We start from the raw sequence: 24,588 nt of genomic DNA, 5'->3' as shown, positions 1-24,588 counted from the left end.
AAAAAAACGCCATCCGTCAGGATGGCGTCAGGCCGTTCAAGGTTCAGGCTGCCGGTTTGGCAATGATGTTGCGGGTGTCAAGGCGCACCTCGGTCAGCACCACTTGCAGTGTGTCACTCTGGCGGTAAACCGTTTCACCTTTCACGGTCACGATACCGGTTTCCTGGCTGCACACCAGCTCGTCACGCACCGCATGAATAAACGAGGCGGGCACAAAGGCGGTTGCGCCGTTGTCAAGCAGGCGAATGCGCAGACCGCCGCGATTCACATCAATGATCTCAGCAGTAAAGCGTGTGTCGGTGCCCGCTTTTTCCTTGAGGAACCGCGCGTAGAGCCAGTCGCTGACATCGCGCTCGGCCATGCGGTTCAAGCGGCGGCGTTCAGCCAGTTGCTGGGTAACGTCATCGTGCGGTTTGTCAGCGGTGGCACCGGTAATAATCGCTTTGAGCAGCCGGTGGTTGACCATATCGCCATATTTACGAATCGGCGATGTCCAGGTAGCGTATGCATCCAGTCCCAGGCCGAAGTGCGGGCCGGGCGTCGTGCTGATTTCGGCAAACGACTGGAAACGGCGAATGCGGCTGTCGAGGAATTGCGTGGGTTGTGCGTCAAGCTCACGGCGCAGTACGCAAAAGCCTTCCAGCGTCAGCAATTGCTGCGCGTCAGCGCGGATGCCGTGGCCGGATAATACCGTAACCGCCTGTTCGACGCTCACTGGGTCAAAACCGTTATGCACGTTGTAGATACCAAAACCAAGCGTATCGCGCAGCACAGTGGCCGCACAGACGTTGGCGGCAATCATCGCCTCTTCCACGATACGGTTTGCAATCCGGCGCGGCTCAGTGACGATATCCAGCACTTCACCTTTCTCGCCCAACACGAAACGATAGTCAGGGCGGTCGCGGAAGACTAACGCATGGGTGGCGCGCCATTGGCTGCGCGCCTGACATACGCGATGCAACAGACGGATCTGGCTGGCGATGGCCTCACTGCCCGGCTGCCATTCACCTTGCTGTTCCAGCCAGTCGGAAACCTCGTCGTACACCAGTTTAGCGCGTGACTCAATCCAGGCAGCGAAGAAATGCACCTGACTGAGTGCGCCATCGGCGGCAACCGTCATGCGGCACGCCAGCACCGGACGGCGCTCATGCGGGCGCAGCGAGCAGATATCATCGGACAGGTGACGTGGCAACATCGGAATGTTGAAGCCAGGCAGATAGTTGGTGAACGCACGCTGGCGGGCAATTGCATCCAGCTCACTGTCAGCCGGGACATATGCGGTCGGGTCGGCGATGGCAACAGTCATCTCCAGGCTGCCGTCGTCACGCTCCTGAACATACAACGCATCGTCCATATCTTCGGTGCTGGCGCTGTCAATGGTCACGAAATCAAGCCCGGTCAGGTCTTCGCGTGAAAGCGCGCCATCATTCAGCTCTGCCGCATCGGCCTGTGGCGCAACACGTTCCAGATTATGCCGTGACAGCGTGACCCACCACGGCGCAAGCGGATCATCGCCGGTGGTAATGTAGTGGGTCAGGTCGGCAAAAAAGCCGCGATCGCCCTTGAGCGGATGGCGACGCATTTCGGCAACCGCCCAGTCGCCTTCTTTGAAATCCTGCTCGACCCCGCGTGCCGGACGGCAGGGGATCGCGTCTTTCAACAGCGGATGATCCGGCACAATCGATAACCGGTCATCTTTCTTTTGCACACGGCCGACGAAGCGGCTCAGAAATGGCTCGACCAGTGATTCTGGCTCGGCAATTTCGCGCTCTTTTTCGGTGTGCAGCGTGACGATAATACGATCGCCGTGCATCACTTTTTTCATGTGCGGCGGCGGGATGAAATAGCTCTTCTGCGCGTCGGCTTCAAGAAAACCGAATCCTTTGTCGGTGGCTTTAACGGTGCCTTCCGCTCGTGGCGTCTGAGAGTGGAGTTGCTGTTTTAGCTGCGCAAGCAGCGGGTTGTCTTGAAACATAGCGTCCAGAATTGCGATTAGCGGTTAAATGACGGTTAATAATGGTGTTAATGGCAGACAGTTTTACGCGAATCAGCCGCTGGCGGCAAGCGTTGTTCGGGCTGTCAGGGCCATCTGTTTAACGGCTGGGCAGTGTATCCGGCATACACCGGCGCTCAGGCAATCTGCTGTTGCCGTGTGGCACGAACCGGGCGTTTTCGCGTGTTAAAAAATTCGCGTGTTAAAAAAACAGTGTGGCAGTGGGCGGGGCAGGGGTAAAGGCAGGGCGATGGCACAATACAGTAAACGAGCCATCCGGCTCGTTTACTGTGAGGGAATTACTCGCCCAGTTCCAGCTCGTTCATGGCCGCGATATTAAAACCCCCATCGACGTGCAGCACTTCACCGGAGATACCGGCTGCGAGGTCAGAGCACATGAAGGCGGCGGCGTTACCCACGTCTTCAATGGTGACAACACGGCGGATAGGGGTGACGGCTTCACAATGTGACAGCATCTTTTTGAAATTCTTGATGCCAGAGGCCGCCAGTGTGCGGATAGGGCCTGCGGAAATGGCGTTAACACGCACACCGTCACGGCCCATGGCGTTGGCCATGTAACGCACGTTGGCTTCCAGCGAGGCTTTTGCCAGCCCCATCACGTTATAGTTCGGGATAGCGCGCTCGGCACCGAGATAAGACAGCGTGATAAGCCCGGCGTTCGGGGTCAGCATGCTGCGGCAGGCTTTTGCCATCGCCACAAAGCTGTAAGCGCTGATATCGTGCGCGATGGCGAAGCCTTCGCGGGTGACCGCGTTGACATAATCGCCATCGAGCTGGTCGCCCGGTGCGTAAGCGATAGAGTGGACGAAGCCGTCGAAGGTTGGCCAGACGTTAGCCAGTTCTGAGAACAGCGCGGTGATGCTGTCATCTTGCGCAACATCACAGGGTAAGACGATGCTTGAATCAAACTCTTTGGCAAACTCTTCCACACGCGACTTCAGCTTGTCGTTCTGGTAGGTAAACGCCAGTTCAGCACCTTCGCGGTGCATCGCCTGTGCGATACCGTATGCAATGGAGCGGTTGCTGGCAACGCCCGTGACCAGAATGCGCTTACCGGTAAGAAAACCCATGGCAGTATCCTTTGAGAATTGTTGCTGCGACCATCGGCAAAATAGTTTTTACCATGATCGGTGTGAATAAACCGGGCGATTCTAGCACGCCTGACGCCCGGAGGGGTACTCCAACCACTTTTGCGACGCGTGCGGCCCGGGTGAGTTAAGGCTGATGGCTGTCTCGTCGCCAGGCATCGGCGCTGAGTGCTTCACCGAAATGGCTGGCGATGAGACGCTTGGTTAAGTCATGTAATGGCGAGGCCAGCACGTCGGCCGTGCTGCCGCGCTCAACCACTTCACCGGCCTGCATCACCAGAATCTGGTCGCTGATATGCTTCATCATGCCCAGATGCTGCGTGACATAGATATAGGAAATGCCGTGCTTTTCCTGTAATTCCAGCATCAGGTTGATGATTTGCGAACGCATTGACATATCCAGTGAGGCCAGCGCTTCGTCAGCCACAATCACTTTGGGTTGTAAAATCAGGGCGCGAGCCAGCCCGACGCGCTGCTTTTGCCCCGGCGCTAATGCATGTGGGTAATAGGCGGCGTGATCGGCACGTAACCCCACCTGGCGCAACGCCAGATGAATGGCTTTATCGCGCTCATGTGGCGTGAGAGTTGTGTTCAGCCGCAGCGGTAACTCCAGCAACTGACCGATGCGCTGGCGCGGGTTAAGCGCGTTGGCGGAGTCCTGAAAAATCATCCGAATGCGTTGACTGCGATAACGGTAGTCGCCAAAGCTCAAGGGATGGTCGTCAATCACCAGTTCACCGGAGGTGGGCGGGATAACCCCGGCCAGCATTTTAGCCAGCGTTGATTTCCCGGAACCATTCTCTCCGATAATCGCCAGCGTCTGCCGTTCGCGCAGGGTGAAACTCACCGATTTTACCGCTTCAACATGCTGACGGCGGAACCAGCCGGTGCGATAACGAAAGATTTTGGTGAGGTTGCGGGCTTCCAGCAGGGTTTCTACCATCAGGACTCCTCCATGTTGAGCGGGAAGTGGCAGGCGTACCAATGGTTTTTCACCGGAATTAGCGGTGGTGTGGCCATGCACTGCTTTTGTGAATAAGGGCAACGGGGGCCTAAGCGGCACCCGACGGGCAGATGTTCGAGCGAAGGGATCGCGCCAGGCAGTGCATTCAGCCGGCTTTTATGCGGCAGTGAGCGGCCAAAATCGGGCATGGCGCGAATCAGAGCCTGAGTATAAGGGTGGTGTGGTGCGTTAATTAACTCATCGCTCAGTGCACTTTCCACCGTCTGGCCGCAATACAGCACATTGATACGATCGGCCCATTTGCTCATGGTTTGCAGGTCATGGCTGATGAGCAAAATGGTGGTGTTATTATTTTGGTTCAGCCGCGAGAGCAGACGGAAAATTTGTGCCTGCGTGGTGGCTTCCATCGCGTTGGTCGGCTCATCGGCAATCAATAACCTTGGCTGGTTTGCCAGCGCGATGGCAATCATCACTTTCTGGCACTCCCCTTCGGTGAGCTCGTAGGGGTAGCTGCGCATAATGTCTTTGTGGTCTTTGATGCCCACGCGGTGCAATAACTCAATGGCGCGGCGTTTGCGCCAGTTAATGCGTTGCCACCAGCGGCCTTTGAATGTCCAGCCGGGGATGGATTGTATCAACTGGCGGCCTACCCGAGCTGACGGGTCAAGGCAGGATTGCGGCTCCTGAAAGATCATCGACATATTATGCCGCACCAGCTTGCGCCGTGCGCGCGGTGTCAGTTGCAGGATATCCACATCGTCAAAACGAAAGCGATCGGCGCTGATGCGCCAGTTTTCTTTATTGATGCCACAAATCGCTTTGGCGATAAGGCTTTTGCCCGAACCGGATTCCCCGACAAGGCCGCGAATTTCGCCTTCATTGAGGCTGATGCTGACGCGATCCACCGCTTTGACCGGGCCGTCCGGTGTCAGGAATTCAATGGTCAGATTACGAATTTCCAGTAATGCCATGATGGTTGTCCGTCACGATTCGGTTTGAGCGAGCAGGGCACGGCGCAGGCCATCCCCCAGCAAATTAACGATAAGGACGCTCACGGTGATGGCCGCCCCCGGTAACATCACCGTCCAGGGGGCGGCGTACACCAGCTCCAGCGCGTTGCCCATCAGCCCGCCCCATTCTGTCGTGGGTAACTGAGCCCCCAGATTAAGGAAACCGAGCGCGGCAATATCCAGAATAGCTATCGACAATGCGCGGGTCACTTCACCGACCAGCAACGGCAGGATGTTCGGCATCACCGCATACCAGATAATGTAACGTGTGGAAGCGCCATCCAGCCGGGCGGCGGTGACATACTCTTTTTCCAGCTCATCATGCACTGCGCTGTAGAGCGTGCGCACCATGCGCGGCAGCAGCGCCATCCAGACGGCCAGCATCGCGTGTAACAGGCTGGGGCCGATAAAGGCAATCACCACCATCGCCAGCAGTAACGACGGAATCGACAATAGCGGGTCGAGAATGTGGTTGAGTACCGCGGAACGCAGGCCATGCGTCACCCCGGCCAGCAAACCGAGCAGGATGCCCACCAGCGCCGCTCCCAGTGTGACCACCAGCGCCGAGCCAAACGTGGGGGCGGTGCCGTACAGCAACCGACTGAGCAGGTCACGACCCAAATCGTCCGTGCCGAGAAAAAACGACACTTCGCCGTAACGTGACCATGACGGTGGCAACAACTGGTAGCCAAGAAACTGTTGATCGACGGCATACGGTGCCAGCGTACCACCAAGCAGGCATAGCGCCAGCAGCATCAGAAAACCATAAAACCCTACCATCGCCATGCGATCCTGATAGAACACTTGCCAGGTATCGCGCCAGCGGCTGGGAACGGCTTTTTCGCTGTAGAGATTATCGGAGTGCATACCACTCCTTATGTTTAAGCGGGTTGGTCATGGCACCCCAAATATCCGACAAAACGTTAATGGTGATCACCACCGCGCCTACCACCATGACACCGGCGGAAATGGCGGCAAAATCCTGCTGACGCAGCGCGTTGACCAGCCAGCGCCCGATGCCCGGCCAGTTAAAGACCACTTCGGTTATCATCTCAAGCGTCAGCATGGTCGAAAACTGTAACCCAAGCTGGGGGATGATAGGCGGCAGCGCGTTATGCAGTACGTGACGGCGGATGACGGTTGCGCGTGGCAGGCCACGAATGACGGCGGCTTTGATGTAGTTGCGGCTGCCCACCTCTGTGGTGCTGATACGCATCAAACGAATCACTTCCGTGGTGGGGGCAACCGAGAGCACCAGCACCGGCAAAATTAAATGATGCAGGGCGCTGATGATCATTTGTTCCCGGTAAGGAGAATCTGACAGCCAGGCATCGATCAGCGCAAAACCGGTCACCGGCGTGACGGGGTAGAGCAGATCAAAGCGGCCGGATACCGGCAACCAGCCCAAATGCAGTGAGAAAAACAGCGTCATCAGCAGCGCCAGCCAGAAAACCGGTAAAGAGAAGCCCAGCAGCGCCAGCGCGCTGATCACCCGGTCTGCGGCCTTGTGTTGCATGACGCCGGTCGTAATGCCAAGCGGGATGCCCACCATCAGTGAAAGCGAAAACGCCAGCAAACAGAGTTCGACGGTAGCAGGCAGCACTTCACGCAACTGCTCGCTAATTGGCTGGCCATTAATGCTGGAAACACCAAAGTCGCCCTGCAACAGGCTGACAAAATAGAAGCGATAGGCATCCTGCAAGGCGGCACCGTTGAGCGGTGCATGGGGCGTGTAATAGAGCAGGCTAAACCCTATCAACGAGAGTAAAAACAGTGTCACCAACAGTAATAACAGGCGGCGTAACGTAAAAATAATCACGGCTGTTCTCCCTGATTTGGCGTGGTGGCAGGGTCTGATGTTTTCGGTGGCTCCTTGCTACCATCATCACGATACACGCCGGCAAACGAGGCATTGCCAAACGGGCTTAACACCAGTCCTTTCATGTCATAACGATAGGCTTGCATCCGCAGTGATGAGGCCAGCGGCAGCACCGGTAGCTGTTCGGCCAGAATATGGTGGGCGACCCGGTAATATTCCATGCGGCGCGCAAGTTGCTGGGAAGAGAGCGCATCTTGTAGCACTTGATCGAACGTCGGGTCACACCAGTGGGCGTAGTTGGTTTGTGAACGAATCGCGGCACAACTCAGCAGTGGCCGGAACACGCTGTCCGGGTCATTACTGTCGGTGGCCCAGCCTGCCAGCGTCAAATCGTGATTCATTTCCATCAGGCGCGCTTCCTGAAAACGCCCCTCTACCGGCACAATGGTCACCTTGATGCCGACCTGTGCCAGGTCAGCCTGAATCAGTTCGGCGGTTTTCACCGGGCTTGGGTTATACGCTTGCGACGCGCTGGGCACCCACAGTTGCAGCGTTAAATGGGTGATGCCCATTTCTTTGAGCAACCGGCGTGACTTATCCGGGTTGTATTCGGTCACTTGCGCTTCGTTATCGTAAGCCCAGGAGGCGCGAGGTAAAATCGACGCGGCCGTTTCTGCGGTGCCGTAATAAATGGATTGCATCAGCCTGTCATTGTTAATCGCCAGTGCGATGGCATGGCGCAGGCGCGAATCATTCAGCGGTGGTTTGCGCACGTTAAATGCCAGATAGGCCACGTTCATACCGGGTCGCAGGGAAAGCCGCAGGCGTGGGTCATTACGTAAAATCGTCAACTGACTGGCGGCTGGATAGGCCAGCACATCACACTCGCCGGTCAATAATTTCGACAAACGCCCGGTGCCGCCAGTGCCGAGATCAACCACCACCTGTTCCATGCGCGGCTGGCCACGCCAGTACGCATCGTGGCGTTTAAGCCGCACATACTGACCATAGCGGTACTCATCGAGCCGGTACGGGCCGGTTCCCACCGGCTGGCGGTCAAGCAATTCACGCCGGTCCTGGCGGGTTAATTGCCGGGCATATTCCGCTGAGAGCACCGGTGCATAGTGGGTGGCCAGATGCCACAAAAATGAGGCGTCCGGGCTGTTGAGCCGAATTTCGATGCTGTAGTCGCCAAGCTTGCGCAGACTCTGCACGTTATCCGCCAGTTGCAGGCTGTCAAAATAGGGATACTCGCCACCGTTGACATCATGAAACGGATGCTGTTTATCCAGCATGCGTTGGAAGCTAAACAGCACATCGTCGGCATTCAGCATTCGGGTAGGGGTAAACCAGGCCGTTTGCTGAAACGGGACATCACGGCGCAAGGTAAAGCGGTAGGTCGCACCGTTGTCGGTCACTTCCCAGTGCTGCGCCAGTTCCGGCATCAGCCGGTAAGTGTAAGGGTCAACCCCCAAAAGCCGGTCATAAAGCTGAGCCGCCAGGGTGTCTACCATCAACCCGCTGCGTGCCATCTGGGGATTGAAGGTGCTGAACACATCATTCACACAATAAACAAAACCGCTGTGGCGAATGGCTTGCTCAGGCGTGAAGGTAGCAGGCGGTGTGAGCGCCAGCGCCGGTAATGACAGCCCGGCCAGCGCCAGTGCGAGTGTATATTTTCCGAACATACGGTTTTTTTCAGGCAGAGTGCGATACACAGAGTGTACCGCACTCTGCCATTCCGCCCAATTGCTTACGTGTGTCTGCTGTTTTTTTGCTCGCTTTGACACCAGCAAGGCAGCCCGGCCGCGCCCCAATCTGCCGTCATCGCTCCCATACTGGCCGGGCTGAGGTGTTGGTGGTGTTTACATTTGGTAACGCGGTATGTCTTTTTTAGCGTGCAGATGGCAACCTCAGATGCGTTTTTTGAAAAAATCAGGCCTTTTTAAGTTCTTTTATTTTCGATAGTGATCGTTTTTGTGTTATTGAATGTAAGATTTGGCTACTGAGTAAGATTTTTCTTACGTTTTCTCATGGAGTGATGGCATGTCATTGAAAACACGCATCGCATTATTATGCGGTACTACGCTTCTGGGGCTGATTGTGTTGTCGGCGGTGGCGCTCAATACGCTGTATCAGTCGATGATGAAAGAACGCACCCAGCAATTATCGACGCTGGTCGAGCTGGCACAGGCCGCGGCGCAGCAATTCTACGATTTAGAAAAAGCCGGGCAGATGCCATCAGAGCAAGCACAGGCCGAAGCCAAACGGGCGATCGGCAGTTTTCATCAAAACGATCGTTACTTCTTCGTGCGTGGCTATGACAACGATGTAAATTACGTCCATCCCAACCCCAAGCGCGTCGGGATAGTCGATGCCAACGGTGGCCGTGAGGCGGGGGTACGCTACCGGGCGGCGTTACAGGATGTGCGTATTGGGACGGTGACAGCCAAAGGCACGCGGCCCGGTGCAACACAGGAGGTGGAAAAACTCTATGCGGTAGTGAAGTTTGAACCCTGGAACTGGATAATCGGCTATGGCGATTACATTGATGATATCCAGAGCGCATTCTGGCGCAGCGCTTTGTTGCTGCTTTCCCTCGGGGCGGTCTTGTTGTTGGTCATTTCGCTGCTGGTCTGGCAGATGATGCGCACCTTGCTGCGCCAGTTGGGCGGTGAGCCTCAGTATGCGGTGGATGTAGTACAACAGATAGCCGATGGCAATTTAACGGTGAACGTGATGCTGCGCCCGGGCGATCAAAGCAGCATTTTGCATGCCATTCGGCAGATGCGCGATAACCTGTCGGAACTGGTCGGCCAGGTTCGTGGCAGCACCCATGCCATAACCAGCGCTTCGGCGCAAATCGCTTCCGGTAACGAAGACCTTTCAGCCCGCACCGATTCGCAGGCCAGCGCGCTGGCGCAAACGGCGGCGGCAATGGAGCAGTTAACGGCGACGGTGCAACAAAACGCCGATAACGCCCATCAGGCGAACCAGATGGCGCGAACGGCTTCCGATGTCGCCGTGCGCGGTGGCGCGGTGGTGCGTCAGGTTGTAGATACGATGGCCTCAATTGATGCCTCCTCACGTAAAATCGTCGATATCATCAGCGTGATTGATGGTATTGCGTTTCAAACGAATATTCTGGCGCTCAATGCCGCCGTCGAGGCCGCCCGTGCCGGTGAGCAGGGGCGCGGCTTTGCGGTGGTGGCAGGAGAGGTGCGCACGCTGGCCCAGCGCTCGGCTTCCGCCGCGCGGGAAATCAAAAACCTGATTGATGACTCGGTATCGCGTGTCGATGAGGGCACCGACCTGGTGAAACGGGCCGGAGAAACCATGGAAGAGATTGTCAGCAGCGTACAGCGTGTCACCAGCATGATGGTCGAAATCAGTACCGCCAGCAGTGAGCAGGGCAGCGGGATTGCACAAGTTAATCAGGCCGTATCACAAATGGAGCAGAGCACGGAACAAAATGCTGCGCTGGTGATGCAGGCGCTGGCTGCCGCGCGCTCGCTCAATCAGCAATCCGGTGAACTGTCGCACACGGTAAATCGCTTTCAGATTGACGATGCCGCGGCTACTTACTTGCCTGCGGCGGCTGGCTAACCCATGGCAGCATGATGAGCCGTTAGTGCGGCTCATCACGCGCCAGATCGTGTTTTTTGAGCAGCCCGCGAAACTGGTGGTAGGTCACATGCAATGATTCTGCGGCCTTGCGCTGATTAAAGCGCGCCAGCGCCAGTGCGCGCTGCACCCACTCCCGCTCTTGCTGATGCTGCCAGTCGCGCAGGTTAAACGGCAATACCGGCAAGTTATCGTGATGCTCTGGCGCGTTGATCGCAGGCGTTGCCTCTGCCAGTGGTTTGAACGGATTGATGATGATGCGGTCTACCGGCTGCGGGTTATCACCGTGACGGTAGACGGATCGCTCCACCACGTTTTTCAGCTCGCGAATATTTCCCGGCCAGGCGTAATCCCGTAGTACCTGCTCTGCCTGCGGGCTGAAACCGGGAAACAGCGCCAGGCCAAGTTCCCGGCACATTTGCACCGCAAAGTGGTGTGCCAGCAACATGATATCTTGCTGGCGTGCCCGTAGCGGTGGCAGGTTCACCACATCAAACGCCAGCCGGTCTAGCAGGTCAGCACGAAAGCGGCCTTGCGCTGCCAGCGCAGGTAAATCTTCATTGGTTGCGCACACCAGCCGAACATCCACCTGAAGGGATTGCCCGCCGCCAACCCGCTCCAGCACACCGTATTCAATCACGCGCAGCAGTTTTTCCTGCACCAGCATTGGTGCGGTTGCCAGCTCATCTAAAAACAGCGTGCCGCCATCAGCGCGTTCAAAGCGGCCCAGATGGCGTTTTTGTGCCCCGGTAAAAGCCCCGGCTTCATGGCCGAACAATTCCGAATCCAGCAGATTTTCATTGAGTGCGGCGCAGTTAAGCGAAATAAACGGCCCCTGCCAGCGTGGGGATAAGTAGTGTAACCGGCTGGCAATCAACTCTTTACCGGTGCCGCGCTCCCCAATGACCAGCACTGGTTTATTGAGTTGCGCCAGTTGCGAAACCTGCTCAAGCACTTCCAGAAAGCGGTTGGCTTCCCCCAGAAGCGATTCTTGCTCATGCGCCATGATATAGCCCTGTATTTTTCACCATTTATTGGTAAATTTGACCATAGCAAAGGCTTTGGACATTGTACATCTCTGGTTTTATTGTGTTATTTATCATTCACTTAGTCTTTATTTAAATGTTGGCATGGAATTTGATTATGTCTCTGTGTCATCAGACTACCGCTGATGGAGAACGCATCGGGCGTCGCTGACGCCGGAAATGACTGAGGAGTAGAGTATGGGTATTTTTTCCCGTTTTGCCGACATCGTGAACGCCAATATTACCGCTTTGCTGGATAAGGCCGAAGATCCGCAAAAACTGGTACGGCTGATGATTCAGGAAATGGAAGACACACTGGTTGATGTGCGCTCGACATCGGCACGGGCGCTGGCTGAAAAGAAACAGCTGTCGCGCCGTATTGATCAAGCGCGTGCCCAGCAGGAGGAGTGGCAGGAAAAAGCCGAGCTGGCGTTACGCCGCGAGCGCGAAGATCTGGCACGCGCGGCGCTGGTGGAAAAACAGAAACTGACCGAGCTGATTGCGGTACTGGAGCAGGAAGCCGCCGCAGTGGAAGAAACGCTTGACCGAATGAAGCGAGAAATTGGCGAGCTGGAAAATAAGCTGACGGAAACCCGCGCTCGCCAGCAGGCGTTAACCTTGCGCCATCAGGCTGCCAGTTCATCGCGCGATATCCGCCGCCAGTTGGATAGCGGTAAACTTGATGAAGCCATGTCCCGCTTTGAACAGTTTGAACGCCGCATTGATTCGCTGGAAGCCGAAGCGGAAAGCGTTGGCTTGGGTAAACAGAAATCGCTGGATCAGCAGTTTGCTGAACTGAAAGCCCGCGATGAGATTGATGCCCAACTGGCGGCCTTGAAGGCGAAAGTCAAACCGGTTGAGTAATCGCCACGGGCTGTCGTGATGACGGCCCCTGCTGCATCACCATAATAATGAAGGAGAAAAAATGGGTGCTCTGGTAATAACAATGATTCCGCTGACAATTTTTCTGCTATTCGTGGCACCGTTATGGTTATGGCTGCACTACAGCCAGCATCGTAACCGTTCGTCGCAGTGGGATCAGGCGGAGCGGCAGCGGCTTGAGGCATTAACTGAAGAAGCACAGCGCATGCGTGCGCGTATTGATACGCTGGAGCAGATTCTGGATGCGGAGCATCCTAACTGGAGGCAATCCTGATGAGTGCACATGATGAGAAAACCCTCTATCGCCTGCCGGAAGAGGGCATGATCAAAGGGGTGTGCGCCGGGCTGGCGCGTTATTTTGACGTACCAGTCAAACTGGTACGCCTGATTGCCGTGTTATCGATTTTCTTTGGCTTATTTTTAATTACTGCAATTGCCTATATTGTGCTGAGCTTTGTGCTCGACCCCGCGCCACCACAGCCGCAGGGAAGCGCCGCGACAGCCGGGGCCGCCCCCGCTGCACTGCTGGATGAAGCTGATGTGATACTTAAAGCCAGCGAACAGCGCCTGCGTGATATTGAGCGCTATATCACCTCTGATGCCTTTGGCGTGCGCAGTAAATTTCGACAGTTGTAGTACCGAAAGAGAGATTGATGCACGGGGTTTGTGTCTGCACAAATCCCGCTGCTTTAGCGCGCTGGCTGGCCGCCAGGGCGTATCGTCATCTGAGCGTATCCATACCGTGCCTTGCCGGGCAGAGACAGGGCCGGGCGGTAGTCAGCCGCGCTGTTGCCCGGTGTGCCCGGTGAAAACAGGAGTGTCATGGCCTATTCCCTTCCTTTTCATCGCTTACAGCATGAACTGAATGCGCTGGTTAATCGCAGTGCAGATCGCCACTTGCGGCTGGCCGTGACCGGCCTGAGCCGCAGCGGAAAAACGGCATTCATCACCTCGCTGGTCAATCAGTTACTGAATGCCAATCATGGGGCGCGTTTACCGTTGTTTTCGGTGGTGCGTGAAAACCGCCTGCTGGGGGTGCGTCGGGTGCCACAGCAGGATTTGGCCATTCCCCGTTTTGCCTATGATGAAGGGATGACTGCACTTTACGGTGACCCGCCGGCCTGGCCGACGCCGACCCGGGGTGTCAGTGAAATTCGTCTGGCACTACGCTATCGCTCGCGTGACAGCCTGCTGCGCCATTTTCGTGACACGGCGACGTTATATCTGGATATTGTCGATTATCCCGGCGAATGGTTACTGGATTTACCGCTGCTGGAGCAAAACTATGCCGATTGGTCGCGGCAAATGTCCGGGTTATTGCACGGTGAGCGCTTAACGCTGGCGCAGCCCTGGCTAACGCTGTGCGAGGGGCTTGACCCGCTGGCGGCGGCCGATGAAAACCAACTGGCTGCAATATCGCAAGCCTATACCGGGTATCTGTTGCGCTGTAAGCAAGAGGGATTGCATTTTATTCAGCCGGGGCGGTTTGTGCTGCCGGGGGAACTCGCCGGTGCGCCAGTCTTGCAGTTCTTTCCCTGGCCGTGGCCGGATGACAGGCTTGATACGCTACTGGCGCAGGCGGCGGATAACACGCTGTTTGGTATGCTGCGTCGCCGGTTTGATTATTACGGCCAGCAGATTGTCCGGGAGTTTTACCGCCAGCATTTTGTGCGTTTTGACCGCCAGATAGTGCTGGTCGATTGCATGCAACCGCTCAATCGTGGGGTGCATGCCTTCAATGATATGCGCCAGGCGCTGACACAACTGATGCAAAGCTTTCACTACGGCAAACGCACCTTGTTACGGCGTATGTTCTCACCGTGTATCGACAGGCTAATGTTTGCTGCCACTCAATCCGACCATGTTACCGCCGATCAGCATGGCAATCTGGTTTCACTGCTACAGCAACTGGTGCAGGAAGCGTGGCGCAACGTGGCATTTGACGGCATCGACATCAATTGTGCGGGGATAGCCGCCGTACAGGCGACGCAAAACGGCATGGTGTCGCATCAGGGGCAACCGCAGGCGGCGTTGCGAGGCCGACGCTTGTCAGATGGCGAGCCGATAACCCTCTACCCCGGTGATGTGCCAGCGCGCTTGCCGCAGGCGTCATTCTGGCATGAGCAGGGGTTTCATTTTGAACCGTTCCGCCCGCAGGCGATGCAGGTGGATACCCCTTTACCGCATATTCGTCTGGATGCGGTGATGGAGTTTTTGCTGGGAGACAAATTGCGATGAGTGAAACACAGGAGACGAACCACCCCTTGAAGCCGCGCATGACGTTTGATGACACCCCGATTGCCCCCTCGGCTGCCGGTTTACATCCGACGTTAACGTTTGATGAGCATGATGCTGCGCACTTTACGGTGCAGGCCAGCGAGCCAGATAGCAAGCTTAGCGAAGACGATGAAGCCAGTCAGATAGTGACGCAGGCGCTGCGTCCGCGTCGCAGTCTTTGGCGACGCATGTTCGGTCTCGGTCTTGCGTTATTGGCGCTGAGTGTGTGTGCTCAGGGCGCGCGCGCCCTGTATCTGGCCTGGCAACAGCAGGACTGGATAGCGCTGGGGGGCGTTGCCGCTGCATCGCTGATGGTTGCAGCGGGTGTCGGGGCGCTGTTGATTGAATGGCGACGCTTATACCAGTTGCGTCAGCGCGCACAAACCCGCGATCGGGCGTGCGAGCTGCTTGAGAGCCACGGTCATGGCAAGGCGCGCGCGTTTTGCGAGCAACTGGCGCAGCAGGCCGGGCTTGTTGCCGGGCATCCGGCACTATTGCGCTGGCAGGCGGCGCTGCATGAAACCCATAATGACCGCGAGGTGACGATGCTCTATGCCCAATGGGTGCAGCCGGTGTTAGATGCCCGAGCCAGACAAGAGATAAGCCGCTCGGCGGCGCAATCGGCACTGATGATAGCCGTCAGCCCGTTAGCGCTGGTAGATATGGCGTTTATTGCCTGGCGTAACTTGCGACTGGTTAACCGGATAGCGCGGTTGTATGGCATTGAGCTGGGCTATTTTAGCCGTTTGCGCCTGTTTCGGCTGGTGTTACTGAATGTCGCGTTTGCCGGGGCCAGTGAACTGGTGCGGGAAATCGGCATGGATTGGATGTCGCAGGATTTGGCCGCACGCTTGTCAGCCCGTGCAGCACAAGGACTGGGGGTGGGATTGCTCACGGCGCGACTGGGCATTCGCGCCATGGAGTTATGCCGCCCGTTGCCCTGGATTGACGACAAGCCCAGGCTGGGCGATTTTCGCCACGAATTACTGGGCATTATCCGCGCAAAACCCGCGGCAACCGGCAGTGAGTGAGCGCGAACTATGCGAAACCCAGCGCTGTATTGCGGCGAGCGGAACATTTGCCCGCACCATTTTTTGCGCAACAGCAGAGGTTTTTGCCGAATAACACACGGTGTTTTGATATAGCCCGCATTCCTGTGCCTCGAAACATGATGATCTCTACACAGATTCTCTACAATCAAGGATAAGTGCGGCAGATGACATAATGCATCAGTGCTTTAGTCGATGAGCGATACTGCCGATAATCAGGTGATGGAACATCCTTTTTCCCCTTGCTGGAAGGATACTTATGATGCTTCGTGGCAACATCTCTGTGTTAGCGGGTGTACTCAGTGCGCTGATGATGTCCGGCTCTGCCCAGGCGCAATGGGTGATGACCCCTGTCGATGCCCAACGATTCGCCCAGGCCAGTTTCCCTGAATACTTTGATGCGCTGGCGCTCAGTAATGATACGGATATCGCTGCCGATATTCAGCGTAACCTCAACTTTCTGGACAAAGCCTTCCAGAAGCGGGGGTTTAGCACCCAGCAACTGGCTAACGGTGCGCACCCGATGTTGTATGCCGAACTCGGCCCAATGCAGCCCAACCGCCCGACAGTATTGTTTTTGATGCATTTTGATGGTCAGTCGGTGACGGCGTCAGAATGGAGCAGCGATCCGTGGAAGCCGACGCTGAAAATCAAAGATTCGCGCGGTATCTGGATGCCGCAGGGCAATGAAAAATTGCTGCAACCGGGGCTTGACCCGGAATGGCGAGTGTTTGGCCGTTCGGCATCGGATGGCAAGGGCGTTATTCAGCTGTTTTTAACGGCGGTGGATGCGCTGAAAAGCGCGAATACCGCCACCACCGTCAACATAAAAGTGCTGCTGGATTCCGAAGAGGAACGCGGCTCGCCCCATTTAACCGCGGTGATTAATCAAAATGCCGCGCGATTAAAAAACGACGGGGTAGTGATTTTTAACGGGGCCGTGAACACCAACAATAAACCGGTCATCACGTTCGGCTATCGCGGTTCGATACAGGTGGACATGACCGTATTCGGTCCCGATCCGGCGGCACACAGCGGGGCGTTTGGTAATGTGATTATCAATCCGGTGCAGCAGTTATCTTCATTGCTGGCAGGGCTGAAGGATACCAACGGCCGCGTGACGCTGCCGGGTTTTTACGATCGCGTGAAATTGTCTGACGAGGAGCGGGCCCAACTGGCCTCTCAGGCACCAAAACCGGGCACCATCGAAAGCCGTTACGGTGTCACGCAACTGGAGAAAATGGCCGCTAACCCGGTTGAGGCCGTGCAGTACCCTTCGCTGGATGTGATTGGCCTGAGAGCCGGTGACACCGGGCGCAAAGCCATCTACGCCATTCCGTCTACGGCAACGGCCAGCATTAACATTCGTACCGTACCGGAAACCTCGCCGGATTATCTGTATGATTTGATAAAGAAATATGTCATCGCCAACGGTTTTTACATCGTCCGGGCGGATTCACCGTCGTTGCAGGAACGTAATCACAACCCGAAACTGATCTCGCTGAGTATGATGACCTCATCCGGCAGCTCTTTTGCTGTGCGTACCCAGTTAGCTTCGCCGCTGGCAAAGTGGGCGGTTGATGGTGTGAAAGCACCGCTCAAAGGGGAGCCAGAAAAAAATCGGATGCTCGGTGTTTCCCCCCCTATCAACGGCGCACTGGCGGCGCTGAAAAATGCGTTCGCCGTCGTCTCGCTGGTCAATGCCGACAACAATGCCTACGGCAGTGATGAAAATATGCGTATTGGCAACTATGTGGAAGGGATTCGTACCATCGTGTCAATGCTGACCACGCCTTTCCCGGCGGAGGAAAAAGCCAAATAGCGTGCGCAAACGCGCTGGGGTGTCAACATTTGCTGACACCCCACTTCATCCCGTGGCGGTGACAAGGTATGATGCAGCTCTCGTCCCTGCCGCGCCCGTGAAGAAGGTTGTATTGATGCGTCTGGAAGTGTTTTGTGAAGACCGGATTGGTCTGACCCGTGAGCTGCTTGACCTGCTGGTATTGCGCCAGATCGATCTGCGCGGTATCGAAATTGATCCGGCAGGCCGGATCTACCTCAATTTCACTACCCTCGGTTTTGATGAATTCAGTGAACTGATGACGGAAATTCGGCGTATCGCTGGTGTCAGCGATGTGCGCACCGTGGCCTTTATGCCTTCTGAGCGCGAGCATCGGGCGCTGAATGCGTTGCTGGAATCGATGCCAGAGCCGGTATTGTCGCTGGATCTGAAAGGCAAAATTGAACTTATCAACGCCGCCGCGCTGACTCTCTTTGAGATAACCGCAGACAAAGCACGAACGTTATCCATCAGTCAGTTACTCAGCGGTTATAACTTTACCCGCTGGCAGGAATCCGGTGGGCTGGCGGAGACCTCGCGGGTGGTGATTCGTAATCAGGACTTCCTGCTGGAAGTGGTGCCGGTGCATCTGGATGATGATAAAGGCAAATCCACCGTTGCCGGTGCGCTGGTGACGCTGAAATCCGCGGTGCGGATGGGGCGTCAGTTACAGGACACACCGATTAATGATGAACGCGAGTTTGATCATATTGTGGCGGCCAGCCCGCGTTTGCGTCAGGTGGTGGAGCAGGCTCGTAAACTTGCCATGCTGGATGCACCACTGCTGCTGGTCGGCGAAACGGGCACCGGTAAAGATATGCTGGCACGCGCCTGCCATCTGCGCAGCCATCGCGGTAAGAAACCGTTTCTGGCACTGAACTGTGCCGCACTGCCTGATGATGTGATGGAAAGTGAGCTCTATGGCCATGCGCCGGGGCTTATCCTAATGCGCTGGAAGGGAAAAAAGGCTTTTTCGAACAGGCAAATGGTGGGTCGGTATTGCTTGATGAAGTGGGGGAAATGTTCGCCGCAGATGCAAACTAAATTGCTGCGCTTTCTCAATGATGGCACCTTCCGGCGTGTAGGCGAAGAACATGAGGTGCATGTCGATGTGCGCGTTATCTGCGCGACCCAGAAAAATTTGCTGGATCTGGTGCAGCGTGGCCTGTTTCGTGAAGATCTCTACTACCGTCTGAACGTATTGACGCTGTCGTTACCGCCTTTGCGTGAGTGCCCGGCCGATGTTATGCCGCTGGTGGAATTGTTTATCGCCCGTTTTGCTGATGAACAAGGCATTGCCCGGCCGCGTGTTGCGCAGGAAGTCCATAATCTGTTGCCACAGTATGGCTGGCCTGGCAACGTGCGGCAGTTGAAAAACACCGTGTATCGTGCGCTGGCGCAGCTTGATGGTGATGAACTGCGTCTTCACGACATCGACTTACCCGCCTTTCAGCCGGAAGTCGTTACCCACAGCGATGAGTTGCTGGAAGGCTCGCTTGATGACATCAGCAAACGTTTCGAGCGCTCGGTGCTCACCCGTTTGTACCAGGCGTACCCGAGCACCCGCAAGTTAGCCAGGCGACTGGGCGTTTCTCATACGGCCATTGCCAATAAGTTGCGCGAATATGGCCTGAGCGGCCGCAAAGTGAGCGAAGAAGACGAAGCATAATGATTATCGGTGAGACACAGTATCATCGACGGGGCATCACCTATACCGTGCGTTCGGCGCAGCACCGTGATGCGGTATTGCTTTCGCCGCTGCGACTGGCGATTGATGGCGAGACGGAATATCTCGACCGCGAGCCCGGTGAGGCATTCATGAGTGTGGCTGATTTTGAATCGCTGATTGCGACAGACAGCCGCGCGCCGGGAAATTTGTTTTTAGTGGCTGAGGTTGATGGCCAATTGGTCGGGTTTTCGCGTTGTCAGGGCAGCGACCTGCGGCGACTGTCGCATAAAGTGGAGTTTGGCGTGTGTGTACGTCAGGCATTCTGGGGCTATGGGATTGGGCGTGCTTTGCTGGCGCAATCGATAGACTGGGCTCAGGCCAGTCACATTGAAAAAATCGCCCTGAGCGTGCTGGAAACCAACCAGAAAGCCATCGAGGTTTACCAGTCTGCGGGGTTTGAGGTTGAGGGAAGGCTAAAAAACGATAAAAAACTGGCGGATGGCCGCTACTGCGCAACATTGATAATGGGCCGTGGCTGCAAGCCAGCAGCAAAATAGACCGGCCGGGTGATAGCGCTCTAGCCGGGTGTCTGCGGGCAACTACAGGCTTTGGTGCGAGAGTGTATCGCCAGGCGTCAGCGAGTAGAGTGCGGCCGTCACGGGCTGGTCATGAATGATGATTCGGTTACGCAGCAAGCCTTCAAACTGTGCGCCCACTTTCTCTGCCACACGGCGACTGGCGTAGTTCTGTTCAGCGGCGATAATTTCCAGCCGGGTTAACCCCAGCGTACCAAAACCAAACGAGGCGATTTCCCGCACCGCTTCGGTCATCAACCCTTGTTGCTGCGCTGACTGGCGTATCCAGTAACCGATATTTCCGAGACGCTCGGCCCTGTTTATAGCGTTTATGGCAACCGAGCCCAGAAAATGCCCGGCGGTACGATCAACCATCACCAATTCAAAGGAATGACCCTCATGACGTTGTTGGTCGCAATGGGTTATCCACCCTTGTGCGGTATTCAGGTCATAGTCTGCGGCGCACCAGGGCAACCAGCGGCCTACGGAGTCGATGGATTCATGAATGGCTTCATGCAGTGTGATGGCATCAGTGGCAACAAACGGGCGTATACATAAACGGGGTGTCAGTAATGGGAACATGTTTTCTCCTGAAAAAGTCAACAACGGGAACGCAGGCTGATAAACAAGATAGCGCAACCGTTTTGAGTCAGCGGCCATTATTGCGCGCATTGCATACAGATAATACAGAAAATCTACATATTCAAGAGGAGGGGAGATGAGCGCGAAACGCTGGTTAATCGCCGTTGCCGCCTGCCTGGCAGTCAGTGTGGCGGTGCTCGCGGCCCTGATGACCGGGGCGCTGTACTTAAGCCTGCCGCAACAGTCAGGTGAACTGCACCTGCCGGGCCTGCACGACCGTGTCACTATCAGCCGTGATAGCGCCGGGGTGCCGGTAATTCAGGCACAGGACGTGACCACGGTGGCGTTTGCGCTCGGCTTTGTACATGCCCAGGAGCGCTTTTTCCAGATGGATTTGCTACGGCGCAGCGCTGCGGGAGAATTAGCGCAATTAGTTGGCGACGTTGCCCTGCCGCTTGATAAAAAACGGCGGTTATTTTTACTGCGAAAACAGCTTGCCGCGCGCTGGCAGCAACTGCCTGAGATACAACAGCACGTATTACGTCGTTACGCCGAAGGGGTTAATGCTGGGCTGACAAGCCTGAAACTGCGACCTTTTGAGTATCTTTTATTGCGAACCGAGCCGCAGCTCTGGCAGCCGGAAGATACCCTGCTGGTCGTTGGCGCGATGTATTTTGACCTTCAGGATAATCAGCCTGAGCGTGAGTATGCCCGCGGCTGGATAGCACGGCACAGCACGCCGGAGCAGTCCGATTTTTTGCTTCCGGCAGCCAGCGTCTGGGATGCGCCGCTGGCCGGCCAGCCACCCTCTGAGCCACCAGCACCGCTACAGGCACCGCGCTGGTGGCCTGCGTCTGGTCAGGCGCAGTCTGTCGATGACAACGCTCCCGGTGAGGCACTGGCACAAGAGGCTAAAGGCAGTAATGGCTGGCTGGTGAGCGAGCAAGGTAAAGCAATACTGGCCAATGATATGCACCTGGGGTTGCGTTTACCCACCGTGTGGTATCGCGCGCAACTGCGTTACACTGATGACACCGGCCCGGTTGTCGCCACCGGACTGACGCTGCCGGGCGCACCTGCAATAGTCAGTGGCAGTAACGGCACTCTGGCATGGGGGTTTACCAATAGTTATGTCGATACTTTTGACTGGGTGGCATTAAAACCCGGGGAAGGGCAGCGCCGTGAGGTGCAGGAAATCCTGAAGGTGAACCATGCAGACCCGGTGCCGCTAACGGTACAGACCAGCGACTGGGGGCCGGTGGTGGAGACAGAACTGGGGCCGATGGCGATGCATTGGGTGATTCAGTTGCCCGGTGCCATTGACTTGTCGCTGATGTCGCTGGCACACGCCCGTTCAGTCGAGGCGGCGCTGGTCGTTGGCCAGCAGGCGGGGATACCGGCACAGAATCTGCTGGTGGCGGATAATCAGGGCCATATCGGCTGGACGCTGGCAGGCACACTGCCAGACCGGCTCACGCCCGGTGAGCAAAATAGCCTGCCGTTACTCTCCCCACAGGCACGCTGGCGTGAGGCCGCATTACCGGCACAACAGCACCCGCAACTTATCGACCCGCCACAAGGGGTGATTGTGGCGGCTAATAATCGATTACTGTTTGATGAACAGGGTGACAATCTGGGCGATGGCGGTGCCGACCCCGGTGTACGGGCCAGTGCTATTCATCAGGCGCTGGCGCAAACGCAGGCGCTGGGCGTCTCAGAGATGCACCGCATTCAGCTGGATGACCGTGCGTTGCTCATCGCCAGCTGGCGTGACTATGTGCTCGAGTGCGACAGCGCCGAGCCTGTGCAACGTTCTGCCCGTCATCAGGCTATCGTTGCACAATTACAACAATGGCACGGGCAGGCCAGCGCAGACTCCACGGCATACCTGCTTTTAAGTCGCTGGCGTGAAGCACTTTATCAACAGGTGTTTGGTTCCCTTGATAAAGCGCTGGGCCAAACCCAGGTGCAAGCGAGCTACCGTGCCGCTAACCCGCGCTGGGACAGCACGTTACATCAATTGATGATCGACCAGCGCTGGGTGCCTGCTCCGGCGACAAGCTGGTGCCAGTTGGCCTGGCAGCAACTGGAAACCCTCTGGCAGCACAATGATAATGGCCGCCTGCGCTGGGGCGATATGAATCGCAGCCATATTGCCCACCCACTGGCGGCATCGCTGCCCGTGGTGGGGGCCCTATTGCAAGCGCCTTCGGTGCCATTATCCGGTGATAATCATGTGCCCCATGTTAACCGCCCGACGTTTGGCGCATCTGACAGGCTGGTGGTCACACCGGGTGATGAAGCTCACGCCACACTGGCGATGCCCGGCGGGCAGAGCGGCAATCCGTTAAGCGGGTATTGGCTGGCAGAATACAGTGACTGGGTTAATGGGGTGATGCGGCCACTTTTGCCGGGGCAGGCGGTGAGCCAGTTAACCCTGATGCCGGAAGGCCCCATCGGGCATTGAATTAGCCGCATTGGACGCGTACGCAGCAACCGGATGAGTAAGATGAACAATAAAAAAGGAGAGGTACTGAATGTGCCTCTCCTTTTTGCATAACACCCTTTGGTTTGAGTAAAACCTGCGACGACAGCGGGTAGGTGACGTATCTTCGCGCGGTGGGTTTACCCAACCATAACCTCAGCCAGTGTTACCGGGGTTATTTCAGTACCGCCAGCGCGGCATCGTAGTTTGGCTCATTGGTAATTTCGTTAACCAGTTCGCTGTGCAGGACGTTGTCGTTCTCATCCAAAACCACTACGGCACGGGCGGTCAGGCCTTTCAGTGCGCCATCAGCAATTGCCACACCGTAATCTTGCTGGAATGAGGCACCGCGCAGCGTGGAAAGCACCACCACGTTGTTCAGGCCTTCCGCACCGCAAAAACGCGCCTGAGCAAACGGCAGGTCAGCGGAGATGCACAGGACAACGGTGTTCTCAAGTTCGGAGGCTAACTGGTTAAATTTACGCACAGACGCCGCGCACACGCCGGTATCAATGCTTGGGAAAATGTTCAGGACTTTGCGTTTGCCGGCATAGTGGCTCAGTGCCACATCAGACAAGTCTTTGGCCACCAGTGAAAAGGCAGGTGCTTTGCTGCCTGCGGCCGGGAAGGCTCCTGCAACCGGTACCGGATTACCCTGAAAGTGTACATTCGTTGACATGCTTACGTCCTTTATTACAGGTGATTAACATGCTGGCTAGTGTAGGGCAACAAGTGCAACATTGGTATAAAAAATTACTGGCCCGGTGCAGGGTGCGTGAGTAAACGGGTGAATGCTGACAGATAATCTCGATTGGCGCAGTCTGGCGAGATGGCAGGCAGTTCGGCGGTGATACAATGCAGCGCGTTATCCGCACACCAACTGCCAAATGAACCGGGCGTGGCGTAGCCCACCGAGCGAACCAGTGGCAGGGCAAAGGCATCCGCAAGCCAGGCCCCCGGCGCGGACAACAGCGGGTCTTCAATGCACGCCAGCGGCTCATGAAATGAAATCACCCACGGCGGCGACAACTGCGTAATGAGCTGGCATAACGCCTCGGTTTCCGGTTCGCATCCCGGTGTTGCCCCGGTGCCAAGTTGCACATCGCGCACCGGGGTGTCTTCACTCCAGCGATATTGCGTCTCGGTAGCCTGCCAGTTAGCCGCCGGGAAATTGCGATTAAGGTCAACCCCCCAGGCATTAGCGCGGGTGCCGAGCTGACAGCCATCAGGATTGACGGCCAAAATCACATGGTGTGCCTGCGTTTCGGGCCGCAATGTACGTAATGCACATGACAATGCCACGACCGAGGCCGTTTCATCGCCATGTGTCCCGGCGATGATCAACCCGCTGCGCTTACTGGGTTGACTTGCGGCAAACCACAATAACGGCGCGCCCAGCCGGGAGCGGCCATATTCCTGTGGTCTGGTGCAAAATCGGCCCCGTTCCGGGCGCGGGCGATGCGGTGTCTGGTCATGAGTCATGAAATGTCCTGCCTGTAAAAAGCGCTCACCTTGCAATACGGCGGCGGCATAGGGCCGTTGCGTGTGATGATACCAAAAAAATGGCTGGCTTCACGCCGGTGTTACGGGAATTGCGTAGCGCTTCGCAGAGTGCCTTCGTGGTAATGACACTCTCGCGTAGCGCTTCGCAAAGACAGGGCATAGCACTGGTTGAAGAGGCGGAT

The 24,588-nt window shown here is 56.4% G+C and carries 22 protein-coding genes; 10 read left to right on the top strand and 12 right to left on the bottom strand.

Annotated elements, in window-relative coordinates:
• Positions 1 to 43: 43 nt before the first annotated feature.
• From DAQ1742_RS12255 to sapA, 7 genes are all read right to left on the bottom strand, one after another.
• Positions 44 to 1,975, bottom strand: a complete 1,932-nt coding sequence (locus tag DAQ1742_RS12255; RefSeq protein ID WP_035341333.1) for an exoribonuclease II — start codon at positions 1,973 to 1,975, stop codon at positions 44 to 46.
• A 317-nt stretch (positions 1,976 to 2,292) separates the two neighbouring features.
• A complete protein-coding gene (gene fabI / locus DAQ1742_RS12250) occupies positions 2,293 to 3,084 on the bottom strand; it encodes an enoyl-ACP reductase FabI (RefSeq protein ID WP_035341336.1) in 792 nt (263 codons plus the stop codon).
• A 145-nt stretch (positions 3,085 to 3,229) separates the two neighbouring features.
• Positions 3,230 to 4,045, bottom strand: a complete 816-nt coding sequence (gene sapF, locus DAQ1742_RS12245; protein WP_035341338.1) for a putrescine export ABC transporter ATP-binding protein SapF — start codon at positions 4,043 to 4,045, stop codon at positions 3,230 to 3,232.
• Entirely contained in the window at positions 4,045 to 5,037 is a 993-nt protein-coding gene (gene sapD, locus DAQ1742_RS12240) for a putrescine export ABC transporter ATP-binding protein SapD (protein WP_035341340.1), read from the bottom strand. Before sapD ends, sapF begins: the two co-directional genes overlap by 1 nt.
• Before the next feature lie 12 nt (positions 5,038 to 5,049).
• A complete protein-coding gene (sapC, locus tag DAQ1742_RS12235; RefSeq protein ID WP_035341342.1) occupies positions 5,050 to 5,943 on the bottom strand; it encodes a putrescine export ABC transporter permease SapC in 894 nt (297 codons plus the stop codon).
• Positions 5,930 to 6,895: a putrescine export ABC transporter permease SapB gene (gene sapB, locus DAQ1742_RS12230; RefSeq protein WP_035341344.1), complete on the bottom strand. Its 966-nt coding sequence runs from the start codon at positions 6,893 to 6,895 to the stop codon at positions 5,930 to 5,932. The genes sapC and sapB overlap by 14 nt, the downstream gene beginning before the upstream one ends.
• The gene (sapA, locus tag DAQ1742_RS12225; RefSeq protein WP_067487438.1) at positions 6,892 to 8,583 is read right to left on the bottom strand and encodes an ABC transporter substrate-binding protein SapA; all 1,692 of its coding nucleotides are present in this window, start codon (positions 8,581 to 8,583) and stop codon (positions 6,892 to 6,894) included. Before sapA ends, sapB begins: the two co-directional genes overlap by 4 nt.
• A gap of 358 nt (positions 8,584 to 8,941) precedes the next feature.
• On the opposite strand from sapA, the gene DAQ1742_RS12220 reads away from it, so the two are divergent.
• Positions 8,942 to 10,501, top strand: coding sequence for a methyl-accepting chemotaxis protein (locus DAQ1742_RS12220; RefSeq protein WP_035341351.1), 1,560 nt, complete (start codon positions 8,942 to 8,944; stop codon positions 10,499 to 10,501).
• A 22-nt stretch (positions 10,502 to 10,523) separates the two neighbouring features.
• Here DAQ1742_RS12220 and pspF read toward each other — a convergent pair whose 3' ends face one another.
• Positions 10,524 to 11,525: a phage shock protein operon transcriptional activator gene (gene pspF, locus DAQ1742_RS12215; protein WP_035341353.1), complete on the bottom strand. Its 1,002-nt coding sequence runs from the start codon at positions 11,523 to 11,525 to the stop codon at positions 10,524 to 10,526.
• Positions 11,526 to 11,742: 217 nt separating this feature from the next.
• Here pspF and pspA point away from each other — a divergent pair, with 217 nt between their 5' ends.
• The 3 genes from pspA to pspC all read left to right on the top strand — a co-directional run bounded on the left by pspA (position 11,743) and on the right by pspC (position 13,062).
• On the top strand, positions 11,743 to 12,408 hold the full coding sequence (gene pspA, locus DAQ1742_RS12210) for a phage shock protein PspA (protein ID WP_035341355.1): 666 nt from the start codon (positions 11,743 to 11,745) through the stop codon (positions 12,406 to 12,408).
• 61 nt (positions 12,409 to 12,469) lie between these two features.
• Positions 12,470 to 12,700, top strand: coding sequence for an envelope stress response membrane protein PspB (gene pspB / locus DAQ1742_RS12205; RefSeq protein ID WP_035341356.1), 231 nt, complete (start codon positions 12,470 to 12,472; stop codon positions 12,698 to 12,700).
• The gene (gene pspC, locus DAQ1742_RS12200) at positions 12,700 to 13,062 is read left to right on the top strand and encodes an envelope stress response membrane protein PspC (RefSeq protein WP_035341358.1); all 363 of its coding nucleotides are present in this window, start codon (positions 12,700 to 12,702) and stop codon (positions 13,060 to 13,062) included. Before pspB ends, pspC begins: the two co-directional genes overlap by 1 nt.
• Before the next feature lie 53 nt (positions 13,063 to 13,115).
• On the opposite strand, the gene DAQ1742_RS20725 is transcribed toward pspC, so the two are convergent.
• Positions 13,116 to 13,250, bottom strand: coding sequence for a hypothetical protein (locus DAQ1742_RS20725; RefSeq protein ID WP_255342517.1), 135 nt, complete (start codon positions 13,248 to 13,250; stop codon positions 13,116 to 13,118).
• Here DAQ1742_RS20725 and DAQ1742_RS12195 point away from each other — a divergent pair.
• From DAQ1742_RS12195 to DAQ1742_RS12175, 5 genes are all read left to right on the top strand, one after another.
• Positions 13,249 to 14,664 (top strand): YcjX family GTP-binding protein, encoded by a 1,416-nt coding sequence (locus DAQ1742_RS12195; protein ID WP_035341360.1) that lies wholly within the window; start codon positions 13,249 to 13,251, stop codon positions 14,662 to 14,664. The genes DAQ1742_RS20725 and DAQ1742_RS12195 overlap by 2 nt on opposite strands.
• On the top strand, positions 14,661 to 15,734 hold the full coding sequence (locus DAQ1742_RS12190; RefSeq protein ID WP_035341364.1) for a TIGR01620 family protein: 1,074 nt from the start codon (positions 14,661 to 14,663) through the stop codon (positions 15,732 to 15,734). The genes DAQ1742_RS12195 and DAQ1742_RS12190 overlap by 4 nt, the downstream gene beginning before the upstream one ends.
• 280 nt (positions 15,735 to 16,014) lie before the next feature.
• A complete protein-coding gene (locus DAQ1742_RS12185) occupies positions 16,015 to 17,574 on the top strand; it encodes a M20/M25/M40 family metallo-hydrolase (RefSeq protein WP_035345902.1) in 1,560 nt (519 codons plus the stop codon).
• Between the two features lie 115 nt (positions 17,575 to 17,689).
• On the top strand, positions 17,690 to 19,261 hold the full coding sequence (tyrR, locus tag DAQ1742_RS12180) for a transcriptional regulator TyrR (protein WP_232046481.1): 1,572 nt from the start codon (positions 17,690 to 17,692) through the stop codon (positions 19,259 to 19,261).
• The gene (locus tag DAQ1742_RS12175; RefSeq protein WP_067486700.1) at positions 19,261 to 19,818 is read left to right on the top strand and encodes a GNAT family N-acetyltransferase; all 558 of its coding nucleotides are present in this window, start codon (positions 19,261 to 19,263) and stop codon (positions 19,816 to 19,818) included. The genes tyrR and DAQ1742_RS12175 overlap by 1 nt, the downstream gene beginning before the upstream one ends.
• Positions 19,819 to 19,860: 42 nt before the next feature.
• Here the strand turns inward: DAQ1742_RS12175 and DAQ1742_RS12170 are convergent, their stop codons facing one another.
• Positions 19,861 to 20,418, bottom strand: coding sequence for a GNAT family N-acetyltransferase (locus DAQ1742_RS12170; protein ID WP_035341369.1), 558 nt, complete (start codon positions 20,416 to 20,418; stop codon positions 19,861 to 19,863).
• A 136-nt stretch (positions 20,419 to 20,554) separates the two neighbouring features.
• Between DAQ1742_RS12170 and DAQ1742_RS12165 the strand changes: the two genes are divergently transcribed.
• Positions 20,555 to 22,885, top strand: a complete 2,331-nt coding sequence (locus DAQ1742_RS12165; RefSeq protein ID WP_067486703.1) for a penicillin acylase family protein — start codon at positions 20,555 to 20,557, stop codon at positions 22,883 to 22,885.
• Between the two features lie 193 nt (positions 22,886 to 23,078).
• Here the strand turns inward: DAQ1742_RS12165 and tpx are convergent, their stop codons facing one another.
• Positions 23,079 to 23,582: a thiol peroxidase gene (gene tpx, locus DAQ1742_RS12160; RefSeq protein WP_035341375.1), complete on the bottom strand. Its 504-nt coding sequence runs from the start codon at positions 23,580 to 23,582 to the stop codon at positions 23,079 to 23,081.
• A gap of 74 nt (positions 23,583 to 23,656) precedes the next feature.
• The gene (gene mpaA / locus DAQ1742_RS12155; protein ID WP_035341378.1) at positions 23,657 to 24,385 is read right to left on the bottom strand and encodes a murein tripeptide amidase MpaA; all 729 of its coding nucleotides are present in this window, start codon (positions 24,383 to 24,385) and stop codon (positions 23,657 to 23,659) included.
• Between the last annotated feature and the right edge of the window lie 203 nt (positions 24,386 to 24,588).

This window comes from Dickeya aquatica (genome assembly GCF_900095885.1).
Taxonomy (GTDB): domain Bacteria; phylum Pseudomonadota; class Gammaproteobacteria; order Enterobacterales; family Enterobacteriaceae; genus Dickeya; species Dickeya aquatica.
This window is presented reverse-complemented; position numbering and strand designations above follow the sequence as displayed.